The 13,981-nt window shown below is 69.9% G+C and carries 16 protein-coding genes; 7 read left to right on the forward strand and 9 right to left on the reverse strand.

Features of this window, described 5'->3' with window-relative positions; all coding sequences use genetic code 11:
* Positions 1–277: 277 nt before the first annotated feature.
* From IL992_RS26865 to IL992_RS26875, 3 genes are all read left to right on the forward strand, one after another.
* Positions 278–700, forward strand: a complete 423-nt coding sequence (locus IL992_RS26865; RefSeq protein ID WP_193206150.1) for a VOC family protein — start codon at positions 278–280, stop codon at positions 698–700.
* Between the two features lie 92 nt (positions 701–792).
* Positions 793–1,818: an aldo/keto reductase gene (locus IL992_RS26870; protein ID WP_226873868.1), complete on the forward strand. Its 1,026-nt coding sequence runs from the start codon at positions 793–795 to the stop codon at positions 1,816–1,818.
* 4 nt (positions 1,819–1,822) lie between these two features.
* On the forward strand, positions 1,823–2,923 hold the full coding sequence (locus tag IL992_RS26875) for a winged helix DNA-binding domain-containing protein (RefSeq protein ID WP_193206152.1): 1,101 nt from the start codon (positions 1,823–1,825) through the stop codon (positions 2,921–2,923).
* 51 nt (positions 2,924–2,974) lie between these two features.
* Here the strand turns inward: IL992_RS26875 and IL992_RS26880 are convergent, their stop codons facing one another.
* Genes IL992_RS26880 through IL992_RS26890 form a run of 3 tightly spaced genes read right to left on the reverse strand, consistent with a single transcriptional unit; the run spans position 2,975 to position 5,485 of the window.
* Positions 2,975–3,775, reverse strand: a complete 801-nt coding sequence (locus tag IL992_RS26880; protein ID WP_193206153.1) for an ABC transporter permease — start codon at positions 3,773–3,775, stop codon at positions 2,975–2,977.
* The gene (locus IL992_RS26885) at positions 3,775–4,548 is read right to left on the reverse strand and encodes an ABC transporter permease (RefSeq protein WP_193206155.1); all 774 of its coding nucleotides are present in this window, start codon (positions 4,546–4,548) and stop codon (positions 3,775–3,777) included. Before IL992_RS26885 ends, IL992_RS26880 begins: the two co-directional genes overlap by 1 nt.
* A gap of 1 nt (position 4,549) precedes the next feature.
* Positions 4,550–5,485: an ABC transporter ATP-binding protein gene (locus IL992_RS26890; RefSeq protein WP_319018845.1), complete on the reverse strand. Its 936-nt coding sequence runs from the start codon at positions 5,483–5,485 to the stop codon at positions 4,550–4,552.
* 186 nt (positions 5,486–5,671) lie between these two features.
* Between IL992_RS26890 and IL992_RS26895 the strand changes: the two genes are divergently transcribed.
* The gene (locus IL992_RS26895) at positions 5,672–6,121 is read left to right on the forward strand and encodes a universal stress protein (protein ID WP_193206156.1); all 450 of its coding nucleotides are present in this window, start codon (positions 5,672–5,674) and stop codon (positions 6,119–6,121) included.
* A gap of 28 nt (positions 6,122–6,149) precedes the next feature.
* Here IL992_RS26895 and IL992_RS47820 read toward each other — a convergent pair whose 3' ends face one another.
* A complete protein-coding gene (locus tag IL992_RS47820; protein ID WP_193206158.1) occupies positions 6,150–6,821 on the reverse strand; it encodes an ATP-binding protein in 672 nt (223 codons plus the stop codon).
* Between the two features lie 200 nt (positions 6,822–7,021).
* Here IL992_RS47820 and IL992_RS26905 point away from each other — a divergent pair, with 200 nt between their 5' ends.
* Both IL992_RS26905 and IL992_RS26910 read left to right on the forward strand, forming a co-directional pair.
* Positions 7,022–7,417 carry a DUF3224 domain-containing protein gene (locus tag IL992_RS26905; RefSeq protein WP_193206159.1) on the forward strand — a complete coding sequence of 132 codons (396 nt, stop codon included), beginning with the start codon at positions 7,022–7,024 and terminating at the stop codon, positions 7,415–7,417.
* A gap of 28 nt (positions 7,418–7,445) precedes the next feature.
* On the forward strand, positions 7,446–8,420 hold the full coding sequence (locus IL992_RS26910) for a diacylglycerol/lipid kinase family protein (RefSeq protein WP_193206161.1): 975 nt from the start codon (positions 7,446–7,448) through the stop codon (positions 8,418–8,420).
* Between the two features lie 92 nt (positions 8,421–8,512).
* Here IL992_RS26910 and IL992_RS26915 read toward each other — a convergent pair whose 3' ends face one another.
* A complete protein-coding gene (locus tag IL992_RS26915) occupies positions 8,513–9,853 on the reverse strand; it encodes an FAD-binding oxidoreductase (RefSeq protein WP_193206162.1) in 1,341 nt (446 codons plus the stop codon).
* 10 nt (positions 9,854–9,863) lie between these two features.
* Positions 9,864–10,349, reverse strand: a complete 486-nt coding sequence (locus IL992_RS26920) for a carboxymuconolactone decarboxylase family protein (protein ID WP_193206163.1) — start codon at positions 10,347–10,349, stop codon at positions 9,864–9,866.
* A gap of 198 nt (positions 10,350–10,547) precedes the next feature.
* Here IL992_RS26920 and IL992_RS26925 point away from each other — a divergent pair, with 198 nt between their 5' ends.
* Positions 10,548–11,477 carry an RNA polymerase sigma-70 factor gene (locus IL992_RS26925; protein WP_404804790.1) on the forward strand — a complete coding sequence of 310 codons (930 nt, stop codon included), beginning with the start codon at positions 10,548–10,550 and terminating at the stop codon, positions 11,475–11,477.
* Positions 11,478–11,642: 165 nt separating this feature from the next.
* Here the strand turns inward: IL992_RS26925 and IL992_RS26930 are convergent, their stop codons facing one another.
* The 3 genes from IL992_RS26930 to IL992_RS26940 form a co-directional block, all read right to left on the reverse strand.
* Positions 11,643–12,080, reverse strand: a complete 438-nt coding sequence (locus IL992_RS26930) for a hypothetical protein (RefSeq protein ID WP_193206164.1) — start codon at positions 12,078–12,080, stop codon at positions 11,643–11,645.
* A gap of 223 nt (positions 12,081–12,303) precedes the next feature.
* Positions 12,304–12,729, reverse strand: coding sequence for a VOC family protein (locus tag IL992_RS26935; protein ID WP_226873872.1), 426 nt, complete (start codon positions 12,727–12,729; stop codon positions 12,304–12,306).
* A gap of 281 nt (positions 12,730–13,010) precedes the next feature.
* The gene (locus tag IL992_RS26940; protein ID WP_193206166.1) at positions 13,011–13,742 is read right to left on the reverse strand and encodes a dienelactone hydrolase family protein; all 732 of its coding nucleotides are present in this window, start codon (positions 13,740–13,742) and stop codon (positions 13,011–13,013) included.
* Between the last annotated feature and the right edge of the window lie 239 nt (positions 13,743–13,981).

Genomic DNA, 13,981 nt, shown 5'->3' on the forward strand with positions numbered 1-13,981 from the left:
GACCCATCCTGCTCCGGTAGAGGACACATCCTGTCCTCTACGCATGCAAATGTGAGGTCATCGACGCCGACCGAGGTCGAACACAAGCACGATCACCGCAGGTCACCATCCTCCCGGACAGAGGGCGCCCGTCCGCCACTCCGGGGTGGTGACGCCAACGGGGATCACCCGGAGCACCATCGCCGCAGCGGGCAGCCGCCGCGGCGGCGCACGCCCGGCCGCTTCCGACGCGAGCTCGTCCGGCGCTTGTCCGAGTGATCGAATGCTGGGAGTCATCATGTCCATCACCACCACGACCCACCTGAACTTCCGCGGCGACGCCCGCGCAGCGCTCGACTTCTATCACTCCGTCTTCGGCGGAGACGTCGTCGCCGTCACCTACAAGGACGCGGGCAACGTGCAGAACCCGGACGAGGCGGACTGGGTGATGTGGGGCCAGGTGGTCGCGGGCAACGGCTTCCACGTCATGGCCTACGACGTGCCCTCCCACACTCCGTGGAACCCGGGCGAGAACGCCGTCTTCGTCTCCGTACGCGGCGAGGACACCGACGAGATCACCGCCCTCTGGGGCAAGCTGGCCGTCGGCGCGACCATCGTGCAGCCGCTGGGCCCCGCGCAGTGGGCGCCGCTCTACGGCATGGTCAAGGACCGCTTCGGCGTCGTCTGGGTCCTGGACGTCGCGGCCCCCTACAACGGCTGACCCCACGGAGGGGTGCGGCGGACATCCGCCTGCCCGCCGCACCCCTCTCCCTTCCCGCCCCCGAATCGAAGAGGAATCGGACCACTGTGAGAATGCGCGAGCTGGGGCGAACCGGCATCGAGGTCAGTGCCTACTGCCTGGGCACCATGATGTTCGGCCCAGTCGGCAACCCCGACCACGACGACTGCGTCCGCATGACCCACCGGGCGCTGGACGCCGGCATCAACTTCGTCGACACCGCCGACGTGTACGGCTACAGCGAAACCGAGGTGATCGTCGGCAAGGCCCTCAAAGGCCGGCGTGACGACGTCGTGCTGGCCACCAAGGTCAACGGCCGGATGGGCGACGGTCCCAACCGCCACGGCAGCTCACGTCGCTGGATCACCGCCGAGGTCGAGCACTCGCTGCGGCGCCTGCAGACCGACTACATCGACCTCTACCAGATCCATCACCCCGACCCCCGCACCGACATCGAGGAGACCCTGTCCGCGCTGACCGATCTGGTGCGCAGCGGCAAGGTCCGCGCCATCGGCTCCTCGAACCTGCCACCCTCGGAGATCGTCGAGGCGCAGTGGGTGGCCGAGCGGCGCGCTCTGCACCGGCTGCGCACCGAGCAGCCGACGTACTCCATTCTCAACCGCGGGATCGAACGAGAGGTCCTGCCCGTCTGCCGGCGCTACGGCCTGGGCGTGCTGGTATGGGGCCCGCTGTCGTCGGGCCTGCTGAGCGGCCGCTACCGCAAGGGCGCCCCCCGGGAGGAGAACGCCAGGATGCACTGGGTGCCCAAGCACCTGACCGACGAGCGCAAGCTCGACGCCGTCGAACAGCTCATCACCGTGGCCGAAGAAGCCGGCATGTCCCTGGCCCACATGGCGATGGCCTTCGCCACCACCCACCCCGACATCAGCGCAGCCATCATCGGCCCCCGCACCATGGAACAGCTCGATGACCTGCTGGCGGGCGCCGCCGTCACGCTCGGCGACGACATCCTCGACAAGATCGACGAGATCGTCCCGCCCGGGACCGACGTCGGCCCCCTCGACATCTCCTACGACCCGCCGGCCGTCACGCACCCGGCGCTGCGCAGGCGCCCGGCCGGTGACCGGGCCGCGGCCTGACACCATGACGGTCCTCGACAGCCGCGCCCTCAACCGCGCCACGCTCGCCCGTCAGTTCCTGCTCGCCCGTGCCGACGCACCGGTCCTCGACGTCGTCGCGCACCTGTGCGGCCTGCAGGCACAGGAACCGCAGGAGCCGTTCGTCGGGCTGTGGTCGCGGGTGCGAGCCTTCCACCCCGCGGCCTTGGACGGCCTGCTGACCGGACGGGACGTGGTGCGCACCCACCTGATGCGCCGCACCGTCCACCTCGTCACCGCCGACGACGCACTGGCCTGGCGTGCCCGGCACGACACCATGCTGCGCGGGCGGGTGCTGACCACCTACCGCCGTGAACTGGCCGGACTCGATCCCGATGAGGTGGCGGCGGCCGGCAGGGAGGTCATGGCCGACGGCCGGCCCCGCACGATGGCCGAACTCGTCGACGCGCTCACCGACCGCTGGCCCGCGCCGCCGCGCCGGGCGCTGGGTGAGCTGCTCGTCGCCGCGCTCATCCCGATGGCCCAGCTGCCCCCGCGCGGACTGTGGCGCACCAAGGCAGGGGTACGCAACGTGCCCCTCGCCACATGGCTGGGACGCGACGTCACCCCGCTCCCTCCGGACGGCCCCGACGAGGCCGGCCAAGCTCTGGTGCGCCGCTATCTGACCGCCTACGGGCCCGCCGCGTCCGCCGACCTGCGCGCCTGGTGCGGTCTGGCCGGGCTGCCCGCCGCGGTCGAAGCCCTACGCGAAGAACTCGTCACCTTCCGCGACGAACGGGGCCGGCAACTGCTGGACCTGCCCGACGCACCGCGTCCCGACCCGGACACCCCCGCGCCCGTGAGGTTCCTGCCGGCGTTCGACAACGCGCTTCTCGGCTACCACGACCGCAGCCGCATCGTCGACGACGCCCACCGCGGCCTGTCGGTCACCGGCACCCGCGTCGTCCTGGTGGACGGCCGGGTCGCGGCGACCTGGACCGCCACGGCCGGCACCGTGATCGTCACCCCGCTGCGCCGCCTGTCCCGATCAGACCGCGCCGCCGTGGCCGAGGAGGGGCGGTCACTGGCGTCGTTCCTGTCGGACGACGACAGCGACCGCGTACAGATCGATTCGTCTCCCGCCTGAGCGCCGAGACGCCGGCGCGGGTGAGGGTCGGTCGCGCCGTCAGTCACACAGTCAGTCGCACAGGACCCGGCTCAGGCGCCGGGAGGCGAACCAGACCCCCGCCCCGGCCAGCACGACCAGGTAGGCCGCATGCCCCAGCAGCCCCCACCCCAGCACGCCCATGCACAGGCCGCGCACCAGCTCCACCGCGTGATAGAGCGGCGTGAGCTGGATCAACACCTCGACCCCGACCGGATAGTCCTGCACGGGGGAGAACGTCCCGGAGAACAGGAACAACGCGAACTGCCCGGTGCCCATCAGGTCGAAGTCCTGCCAGCCGCGCATCAGCGTGCTGACGGCCATCCCCAGCCCGCCGAAGGCCAGCCCCACCAGCGCGGTCGCCGGGAACGCGGCCAGCGCCCAGCCGGGCTCCGTCAGCCCCATCGCCACCATCACGACCAGGAAGATCGCGGTGTAGAGCGAACCCCGGACGATCGACCAGACCAGCTCGCCCACCGCGATCTCGATAGGCCGCACCGGCGTCGCCAGCACCGCCTCGAACGTCTTCATGTATTTCAACTTGAAAAAGAAGTTGAACGTCGTCTCGGCCAACGCCCCCGACATCGCCGACACCGCGAGCATCGCCGGCGCGACGAACGACGCGTACGACATGGTCCGCCCGTCCACCGTCAGCGCACCGATCAGCGCGCCGACGCCGACACCGATCGACAGCAGATACAGCAGCGGCTCGAAGAAGCCCGACAGCAGGACGATCCAGTACGACGGCCCGGAGCGCAGCGCCCCCACGTTGCGGCCGATGACGGCGCCCACCCGGCCGGGGGAGAGCCGGGACGCCACCAGCGTCGTCACCATCAGTCCTCCAGCTTCCGGCGGAACGCCCGCACCGCCAGGAAAAGACCCGCCACCGCCCACACCAGCAGATATCCGGCATGCACCGGAACCGGCCAGGCCGGAGCCGTGCCGAGCGTCGCCGCCCGGCACAGCTCCACCGCATGCCACAGCGGCGAGGCGTACGCCAGCGGACGCAGCACCGCCGTGAGCTGCTCGACCGGGAAGAACACCCCCGCGAACAACGTCGAAGGGATCACCACGAACCGGAACAGCAGCGAGAAATAACTGTCGTGGTCGATCGTGGCGGCGAACGCCGTCACCGGCGCCGCCACCGACACCGTCAGCACCGCGCACACCAGCGGAGTGACCAGCGCCCACGGCGAATGCAGCCCGCCGAAGAACACCACCACGACCAGGAAGGCCACGACCGCGATCGTCACCCGGAAGACCAGGTAGAGCAGATGACCCCGGACCATGTCCGCCGGCCCCACCGGCGTCGCCCGCATCGCGTGATAGGCCCGGACCCACTTGAAGTCACCCAGCACCGCGTAGGTCGACTCGCCCACCGCGATCTGGAAGGCCGTCGACGCCAGCACGCCCGGCACGATCCACGACAGGTAATCGACCCCCTGCACCCTTCCGACATAACCCCCCACGCCGATGCCGATGCTCAGCAGGAACAACACCGGCAGCACGAACGAGGAGAACACCGACGCCTGCCACAACCGCCGGTAGAGGGTCAGGTGCCGCTCCAGCACCGCGATCGTCGGATGCACCGCGTGGGTCACAGCCATCTCAGTCCACCAACGTCCGGCCCGTCAGGTGGAGGAACACATCCTCCAGCGTCGACCTCCGCACCAGCACGCTCGACGGCTCCAGCCCGCGCCGCTGGATCTCGTTCAGCGCGGCGTCGCCGTCGTCCACGTAGACCAGCACCCGGTCGGGCAGCGGATCGACCCGCTTGCCCACCCCCTCCAGCGCCGCCGCGTACCGCGACCCCGCCTCGGGCATGCCGGGGAAACGCAACTCGACCACCTCGGCCGTCGAATAGGTCTCGATCAACGACCTCGGCGACCCCTCCGCCACGATCCTGCCGCCGTCCATCACGACCAGCCGGTCGCACAACTGCTCGGCCTCGTCCATATAGTGCGTCGTCAGCACCAGCGTCGTGCCCCGCTGCTTGAGCCGGAACAGCCGCTCCCACAACAGGTGGCGGGCCTGCGGGTCCAGCCCCGTCGTCGGCTCGTCGAGCAGCACGAGATCAGGCTCGTTCACCATCGCCCGCGCGATCGTCAGCCGCCGCTTCATGCCGCCCGACAGCGGCTCCACCTTCCCGCCCGCACGATCGCCGAGCTGCACGAACTCCAGCAACTCGTCGGCCCGCCTGCGGCTCTCCGCCCGCGACAACCCGAAATAACGAGCGTATGTCACCAGGTTCTCCCGCACCGTCAGGTCGGGATCGAGATTGTCGAGCTGAGGACACACCCCCAGACGCGCGCGGATCCTCGGCCCGTCGTGCACCGCGTCCATGCCCAGGATCCGCAGCTCCCCGGCGGTCGGCGTGGACACGCACCCGATCATCCGCATGGTCGAGGACTTGCCGGCCCCGTTGGGCCCGAGGAAACCGAACGCCTCTCCCGGCGCCACCTCAAGGTCGATCCCGTCGACGGCGGTGAACTCCCCGAAGCGTTTGACCAGGCCGCGCGCGTAGATCAGAGGTTGATCAGCCACGATCCGAGACCTTAACCAACGGCCCCGACATTTCCGCAACAGGTTATCCGCGCCCCCCGACCGGGCCTCGCCCCGCCTCCCCGGCGGCCCCGCAGAAGACCTCACACCGCCACCTGGCCCGGCAAGCCCCGCCCCCGGCCCGGGGCCCGTGTCCGGACGCCCCCCGGTGGCCGTACGCTGACTTGCGTGAACACGTTCGAGCTGGGCACCGACGGCCCGCGAGTGATCCTCGTCGGCATCGACGGCTCGGAGACCTCCCTGCGCGCCGCCGCGTACGCCTGGGGGCTCGCCCGCCGCCAGGGCTCGCACGTCGTCCTCGTCTACGTCACCAATCCCGGAACGATCAGCACGATGATGCCGGCCGCGTCGGCCTCGGTGATCGAAGCGGGGGAGGAGATCGCCGCCGACCTACGCGCACAAGTGGAGCGCTTCGCCCAGACCACCCACTCGCGGGTCGACTACACCTTCCGCACCGAGTACGGCGACGCCGCCGGCGTCCTCGCCAAGATCGCCGATGAGATCAGGGCGGACGCGGTCGTGGTGGGAGCCTCCACACAGGCCGGCCACCGCTTCATCGGCTCGGTCGCGCTCCGCCTGGTCCGCGCCGGCCGCTGGCCGGTCACCGTCGTCCCCTGACCCACCGAGCATCCTCGGCCGGGCCGGCTCATCGGTCCGGGCCCGACACGTCCAGCGCCCGCAGGCCCTCCAGCACCCGCAGCAACGTCGCCTCGTCCGGGCCGTCCGCCCGTGCGCCCACCGGATGCCGCCGCACCCGCCGCGGCAGCGCCGCCGCCGACGCCCCCGGCCGCCCGCGCGGTCCGGGACCGGCGGCCGGAACACCCGCCCCCGATGGACGCGCCCCCTCCGCCGGCGAGATGGCCAGCTCACACCACACGATCTTGCCCCGATCCGGCGCCGAATAGTGGCCCCAGCGCCGGGCCAGGCTGCCCACCAGCACGAGCCCCCGGCCGCTCTCGCCCAGCTCGCCCCCCACCTCACCACGCGGCACCGGCTCACGGTCGCTGACGTCCCACACCTCGATGAACAGGCTGCGCCGCCCCGGCCCCACCCGGACCCGCAACGCCACCGTACGCAGGGCCACCGGGAACATCGACGAGGCCACCGGCGGGCTGACCACGGCGTCCGTCGCCCGCACCGCGTTCGTCACCAGCTCGGAGACCACCAGCTCCGCCGTCTCGGCCAGATCCGCGAGCTCCCACCCCCGCAACTGGCACCGTACGAACGCGCGCGCCCGGCGCGGGGCGGTCGCGGCCGACCCGAACACCTTGTACGCGGTCCTGCGGCCCTCCTGCGAAGGGAAGGGAGAGATCAGCATCGCGCCGGCCGGGCCTGGACAAACCGGCCGGCGAGGACCGGGACGGCCGGTCGGGGAAAACCCATGCCTCCGATCATCTGTCATGAACGGCTGCAAAGTGGCCGGCTTCACGGCATTCGCCTAACTTTCTCCTTCCCCTCACCCAGCAGACACCGCCATACCTGACAGAGGATGACAGGAACACGGGGCACGCTGGACACATGAACGGACACGCCACCGGCACCTTCGACATCACCAACTGGACCGACCTGGCCACCGAGGACAAGGAAGGCGCCACCTTCGGCCGCAACCACATCGCCAAGACCTTCCACGGCGACCTCGTCGGCACCAGCACCACCGAGATCCTCACCGTCGTCACCCCCGAAGGCCCCGCCGCCTACGTCGGCGTCGAACACTTCGAAGGCACCCTCCACGGCCGCAAGGGCACCTTCGCACTCCAGCACAGCGCCGCCAGCCACAACGGCGAACAGTGGATGAAATGGCAGATCGTCCCCACCAGCGGCACCGGCGAACTGGCCGGCCTCACCGGCGAAGGCACCATCCGCGCGGAGGACGGCCACCACTACCTCCTCGACTACACCCTCCCCGACGCCTAACCGGCCGCCATCCGGGTAGCCGCCGTGCATGGTGAAATCCGCTGACCGGCCGCCCACGGACGAGGCCGCCGCCCCGGCAGAGCCCGCCACCGCCGCGCCTGCCACCCCCCGAACCCCGGCCCCCCGCGTCGCCGTCATCGCGCACCGCAAGAAGACCGTCGGCGGCGGCCTCGACGAGCTCCGCAAGCTCATCACGGGCTACGACGTCGACGACCTGCTCTGGTATGAGGTCCCCAAGAGCAAAAAGGCCCCCAAGAAGGTCCGCCAGGCACTCAAGGACGGCGCGGAGCTGTTCTTCCTCTGGGGCGGCGACGGCACCGTGCAACGCTGCGTCGACGCCCTCGCCGGCAGCGACGCCACCGTCGCCATCATCCCCGCCGGGACCGCCAACCTCCTCGCCCGCAACCTCGGCATCCCCGAAGACCTCCCCGAGGCCGTACGGATCGGCTTCGAGGGCCGCCGCGCCAAACTCGACCTCGGCAAGATCAACGGCGAGCACTTCGCGGTCATGGCAGGCGTCGGCTTCGACGCCGAGATGATCGCCGACGCCGACCGCGGCCTCAAGGACCGCCTCGGCCGATTCGCCTACATCTGGACCGGCCTGCGCCACGTCGGCGGCGCCGTCACCCCCATGACCATCACAATCGACGGCAACGACTGGTTCGAAGGCGACGCCAGCTGCGTACTCGTCGGCAACGTCGGCACCGTCACCGGCGGAATCGACGTCTTCGAAGACGCCCGCTACGACGACGGCTGGCTCGAAGTCGGCGTCTCCACCGCCGAAGGCCCCATCCAATGGGCCCGCACCCTCGGTCGCATGAGCGCAGGCAACGCCGAGAAATCCCCCTTCGTCCGCATCACCCGCGCCAGGAAGGTATCGGTCAAGCTCCGCACCCCCATGGCGTACGAACTGGACGGGGGAGCCCGCGACCGGGTCAAGCGCATCACGGTCAAAGTCGTGCCCCAGGCCGTCACCGTCTGCCTGCCCGACACCACCTCCTGACCACCGCGGCCCCGGAATCCAACGCCCCGCGCCCGGTCCGGGGACGACGTCACCGGCCGGGCGCCTCGGACGGCTTCGCCGGTCCGCACGACCTACGCAGGCCGCACGTTGTGATTGCGGGCGAACAGATTGCCGGGGTCCCACTGGCGCTTCACCGCCGCGAGCCGCCGGTAGGTCCGCGCCGGATAGACGGCGGCGACATCCTCCTCGGTGGCGGAAGCGAGGAAGTTGGCGTAGGCACCGTCGACGTGAGGCGCGAGCCTGCTCCAGATCGTCTCCAGACCGGGCCGAGCGGCCTGGATGACCGGCATCGGCCCCGCGACGGTGGTCACCACCATCAACTCCGCCTGGCGATGCGCGTACGCGGTGGCGTCCTGGGGGACTCGGGATACCGCGCCGCCGACGCTGCGAACGGCGATGAACGGCGTCCCCTCCGCCGCCCCGGCCTCGGCAAGGATCCGAAGGACCTCGGGCACCGACTCCTTGCCGACGAACGCGCTTCGAGTGACCAGGTGAATGCCCGGCGGCGCGATGGCGCCGTCCACGAGCGTGTCGGCGTAGGGTTTCAACGCGACATCGTCGCCGATCACCGTGCCGAGCCGGCGGATCGGATCGACGGCCTGGGCCGCGAGCCGCGGGTCATCGCCGTCGAAGGCGACCTGGATCTCGATCGGCGCCTGGGGGCCGCCGGCGAACGGATTGGCGAGGTTCGCGATGGAGGTGAGTTCCTCCGGGGCGGTGCGGAGGTGTTCCGCCCACCCCTGGAGCACGGCGGCCGCCTCCGACGCCGGGAAGGCGACCCTGCCGAAGAAGACGTCCGTCGTCGGGTGGGCCGCGAACGTGAAGGCGGTCACGATGCCGAAATTGCCCCCGCCACCGCGAATCGCCCAGAACAGCTCGGGGTTCTCCTCCGCACCGGCACGCACGACCTGCCCGTCCGCGGTGACCACCTCGGCCGCGACCACGCTGTCCAACGCGAGTCCGTACCTCCTGACCTTCCAGCCGATGCCGCCGGACAACGTCAGCCCGCCGACACCGACGCTCTTGGTGTCGCCCGAAGAGATCGCCAGCCCATGCGGGGCCAGGACGGCGGCGACCTGGCCCCAGGTGGCGCCGCCGCCGATCCGTACGAGATGACGCTCCTTGTCGATGATCTCGACGTTCGCGAGCCCGCTGAGGTCGATCACGACGCCGTCGTCGTTGGTGCCGAAGCCGGCGAAGGCGTGGCCGCCGCCTCGCACCGACAGCGCAAGCCCTGTGTCGGCGGCGAATCTGACACCTGCTTGCACGTCCCCGACGCTCCTGGGCCGTAGAACACAGGCCGGACTGCCCGAGGCCACTACCGAGCGACTGGCCGATGCGTACCCCGGTGCTCCCGGTTCGACGATGTCGCCGCCGAAGTCACGGCGAAGGATTTCAAGCGCTGAGTTCATGACATTCCTCTCAGTTCGCCATGCCGGCGAACATGCCGGGCTCGTAGGAGCCCCCAGGGTTACGCACGATCACGTTGAGCCGGTTGTTGGCGTTGATCATGGCGATCAGGGAGACCAGCGCGACGATCTGGTCGTCGTCGTAGTGCTCGCGCACCCCGGCCCAGGTCTCGTCGGACACACCGCGATGGGCGTCGGCGATCCGGGTGCCCTCCTCGGTGAGCGCCAGCGCGGCCTGCTCGGCCTCGGTGAACACGGTGGACTCGCGCCAGGCGGCCACCAGGTGGAGCCGGACCGCGCGCTCTCCGGCGGCCGCGGCGTCCTTGGTGTGGTAATCGACGCAGAAACCGCAGCCGTTGATCTGACTGGCGCGCAGCATCACCAGGTCCTGGGTGGCCCGGGGGAGCGGCGACTGCTGGATCGCCAGGGCGACGTTATAGATCCGCTTGGCGATCCTTGCGCCGAGCTCGTTGGCCATCAGGTCGATACGGGGTTCCATGAAGGGGTCCTCACTCGTGACGTCGCGTACCGCGCCGATCGCCGGCGCGGCGTCCTGACGAGCAAGAGATCCCGGCGGCCCGGCCCTTGTGACAGCGGGATCGTGTGACGTGCGTCACCGGCTGTGGGTGTCACAAAGCGATGGGGACCGGGATCGTATGCACAGCACGGTCGAGAACCAACAGACAGGAAACGGCGAATGAGCGACAGACACATGGACGCGACCGAGCCGCTCGCCGGCGGCGGCCGGATGGACTCCACCACGAATCCGGCCACGGAAGCGTTCGTCGCCCACCGCAACCTGCTGTTCACCGTCGCCTACGAGATGCTCGGCTCGGTCGCCGACGCCGAGGACGTCCTGCAGGAGACCTGGCTGCTCTGGGCGGGCGTCGACCTCGACACCGTGCGGGATCAGCGTGCCTATCTGGTGCGGATCGTCACCCGCCAGGCGCTGAAACGGCTCCGCACGCTCGGCCGCCGCAAGGAGTCCTACGTCGGGCCGTGGCTGCCCGAGCCGCTGCTGACCACACCCGACGTGGCCGAGGACGTCGAGCTGGCCGACAGCGTCTCGATGGCGATGCTGCTGGTGCTGGAGACGCTCACCCCAACCGAGCGGGCGGTGTTCGTGCTGCGCGAGGTGTTCGACCTGGACTACGACGAGATCGCCGAAGCCGTCGGCAAAAGCCAGGCCGCGGTCCGCCAGATCGCCCACCGCGCCCGCTCACACGTCGCCGCCCGGCGCCCCCGCGAGACCGTCTCCCCAGCCGAGACCCGCGACGCCCTCCAGGCCTTCCAACAGGCGGTCGAAACCGGCGACCTGCAACGCCTGCTCGACATCCTCGCCCCCGACGTCGTCCTCCTGGCAGACGGTGGCGGACTCAAGCAGGCCGCGCTGGCACCTCTCGTGGGAGCCGACCAGGTGGCCTACGTGCTGAGCAGGATCACCCCGGGGATGTCGCTGCAGCCGGCACAGGTCAACGGCCACCCGGCACTGATCGTCCGGATCGACGGCGACATCGACACCGTCATCACTCTGCGCATCGACGACGGCCTCATCACCGCGCTCTACGCCGTACGCAACCCCGAGAAGCTGTCACACATGGAGCGGGAGACCACCGTCACCCGCTGAGCCGCGGCTCACGCACGCGGGCGCGAGCGGCTGATCTGCGGGGGAGAGGGGAGTGGTCGCTGTCTGTAACCGACGGCGTAGGCCGCGCAACGCCGGCCAGGGCGAGCAGGAGCAGCGCGACCAGCCCGGCCTGTCCCGGCCGGGCGAGGGCAGACACGACCGCTCTCAGTCCCAGTGGTGGAACAGCAGCTGGCCGAGGGTCTCGGGCCGCCAGTAGGCGATCTGCCGGAGCTCCGCCTTGTCAAGATCCGACACGTCGTACGAACACAGGGGAGTGTCCAGCTCACGTCTGGTCAGCAGGCGTACCGACGGCCGGTGCCGCAGGCACTGCGCGAGAGCGGCGTCGTCGTCCGCGAAGATCACGGGAATGGTCACCGGAACCCGTGCGAGTGCGATGATCGGCAGATCCCCGTGGCCCAGCACCGCCACGTCGAGCGGCCCGCCGCTCAGCACGGCCACGTGGAAATTCGGCGTGACATTCCGCGGCGTCATGTCCACGACCCGGCGGCGGGTGAGCCGCGCCGCCTCGTGGCACAGCGACACGAAAGCCCGCCAGTCCATCGCCGCCGGGCGCTCGGCTCGGGCATCCGCGAAACCCGTCACGCCCCGCGGCAAACGGATCCCGCTGAACGAAAATGGCACAGCCTCCATGACGACCCGAGGGTACGGACCTGCGGGAGGAGCGAGCCACGTTGGGTTACTTGACATAATGTTCATTATCGAGCAACGCCGGAAGGGGGTTCGAAGGGCGGATGGCCTGGAGTTTCGGAACGCCCTTCGAGGTGCACATGACACCAATCTCTGCGCTGTTGCCGCGACGAGGTCGTCAGCCGATCTGCTCGGCCAGCGCGACGACGATGCCCTCGGGGCCGCGGATGTAGCAGAGCCGGTAGGCGTCCTCGTACTGCACCACCTCGCCGACGAGTTCGGCGCCGTGGGTGCGCAGGCGGGCGATGACGTCGTCGATGTCGTCGACGGCGAACATGATGCGGCGAATGCCCAGCGTGTTCGCCGGGGCGTCCTCCGGCACGCCGCTGATCGCCGTCGGCGCGTGGTACTTCGCCAGCTCGATCCGCCCGTGGCCGTCCGGGGTCCGCATCATCGCGATGTCGACTCGTTGGTCGTCGAGCCCGACGAGACGTGCCGCCCAAGGCCCCTCGATCAGCGCCTTACCCTCCAGCTCCATGCCGAGTTCTACGAAGAACGCAATGGCGGCCTCAAGGTCGTCGACGACAATGCCGACGTTGTCCATCCGCTGAATCGTCATGGTGATCCTCCTTTGTCGCACGGCCCGTCGTGGCCACTGGCGTACCTGAGACGGAGCCGGTGCCGCGTTATCGACACCCGGATCCCGAGATTTTCCTTCTGGGCGCCCACATCGCCGAACGAGAACGCTCTCGCCCCTCCTCTGGTACGAGAAAGGGCTCCCTGCGGGCCAAAGACTCCTATTCAGTCCTATACCGGACAGAAGGCGAATTCTGTCCGGTATAGGTAATACCGTCCAATCTCTCCCCGGCGATGTCCCATGTGGTCCTAACCGAGGTGCCGTTCGAAGAACCGTAGCGAGCTGTCGGTCTCGAACTCGGGGATCTCCCCGTGTTTGCCGGGGTTGGCGTGCAGGGTCTTCTCGGTCGAGGCCAAGGCGTCGAACAGCGCCAAGCCCTGGGCTCGCGGCACCCGCTCGTCGTCCCACTGCAGCAGGAACTCCACCGGGACGGTGATCCGCGCGGCGGTCTCGGCCGATGCCGGCACCCCGCCCAGCCCCAGCACCGCCGCGCGGACCCGGGGCTCGGCGGCGACGAAAGGGACGCCGAGACCGCACCCCAACGACACACCCCAGTAGCCCACCGGGCCGGCGCCGACGTGCTCGAGTCGCTGGAGCGCCTTCAGCACCGCCCGCCACTCCGGGACGGTCTGGCGGGCCACGAGCGCCTGGAAACCGGCGATCAGCGGAGCCGGCTCCTCCCCTGCCGCCACGCGCGCCTGATTCTCGGTCGCGATCTTGTCGTACCTCTCGTCCTTCGGCCGGTCGCCGTGGCCGGGCACGTCCACCGCCGCCACCGCGAAACCACACTCGGCCACGAAGCGGCGCGCACGGGTCACGACGTCGGGGGCCTTCTTGTGCCGGCCGCCGCCGTGTCCCATCAGGATGAGGGGCCGAGCGCCGACGGCGCCTTCCGGCGTCCAGAGCGCGCCGGGGATCTCGTCGAGGGTGAAGAGTTGTTCGCGGACGTCGTCGGATGACGTCTCAGAGATGAAGCGCAATGCGATGTACGCCTTTCGGGATGCCTTCTGCGGGCACTCCCCTAGGCCATGTGAGGGAGGGAGCCCCGACCTGCCACAGCGTTGATCGGTCTCACCTCCTCAGTTCGCAGCGATGCGCAGTGACGGCGACATTATCACGGATCTCGTGAGGCAGGGCTCGCCCCCATCACGTCACGAATAGGCACAGATGTGGTGTTGCCACATTCTTGAGGTGACGATAACGTGAAAACCGTGACTGC

It is taken from the genome of Microbispora sitophila, assembly GCF_014892245.1.
GTDB classification, from domain to species: Bacteria; Actinomycetota; Actinomycetes; order Streptosporangiales; family Streptosporangiaceae; genus Microbispora; species Microbispora siamensis.

Coding starts and splice junctions, on each gene's coding strand:
- IL992_RS26910 (WP_193206161.1), top strand. CDS start 7,446: ATGGTGAAATCCGCTGACCGGCCGCCCACGGACGAGGCCGCCGCCCCG.
- IL992_RS26885 (WP_193206155.1), bottom strand. CDS start 4,548: ATGGCTGTGACCCACGCGGTGCATCCGACGATCGCGGTGCTGGAGCGG.
- IL992_RS26920 (WP_193206163.1), bottom strand. CDS start 10,349: ATGGAACCCCGTATCGACCTGATGGCCAACGAGCTCGGCGCAAGGATC.
- IL992_RS26925 (WP_404804790.1), top strand. CDS start 10,548: ATGAGCGACAGACACATGGACGCGACCGAGCCGCTCGCCGGCGGCGGC.
- IL992_RS26915 (WP_193206162.1), bottom strand. CDS start 9,853: ATGAACTCAGCGCTTGAAATCCTTCGCCGTGACTTCGGCGGCGACATC.
- IL992_RS26880 (WP_193206153.1), bottom strand. CDS start 3,775: ATGGTGACGACGCTGGTGGCGTCCCGGCTCTCCCCCGGCCGGGTGGGC.
- IL992_RS47820 (WP_193206158.1), bottom strand. CDS start 6,821: ATGCTGATCTCTCCCTTCCCTTCGCAGGAGGGCCGCAGGACCGCGTAC.
- IL992_RS26935 (WP_226873872.1), bottom strand. CDS start 12,729: ATGGACAACGTCGGCATTGTCGTCGACGACCTTGAGGCCGCCATTGCG.
- IL992_RS26870 (WP_226873868.1), top strand. CDS start 793: ATGCGCGAGCTGGGGCGAACCGGCATCGAGGTCAGTGCCTACTGCCTG.
- IL992_RS26875 (WP_193206152.1), top strand. CDS start 1,823: ATGACGGTCCTCGACAGCCGCGCCCTCAACCGCGCCACGCTCGCCCGT.
- IL992_RS26865 (WP_193206150.1), top strand. CDS start 278: ATGTCCATCACCACCACGACCCACCTGAACTTCCGCGGCGACGCCCGC.
- IL992_RS26905 (WP_193206159.1), top strand. CDS start 7,022: ATGAACGGACACGCCACCGGCACCTTCGACATCACCAACTGGACCGAC.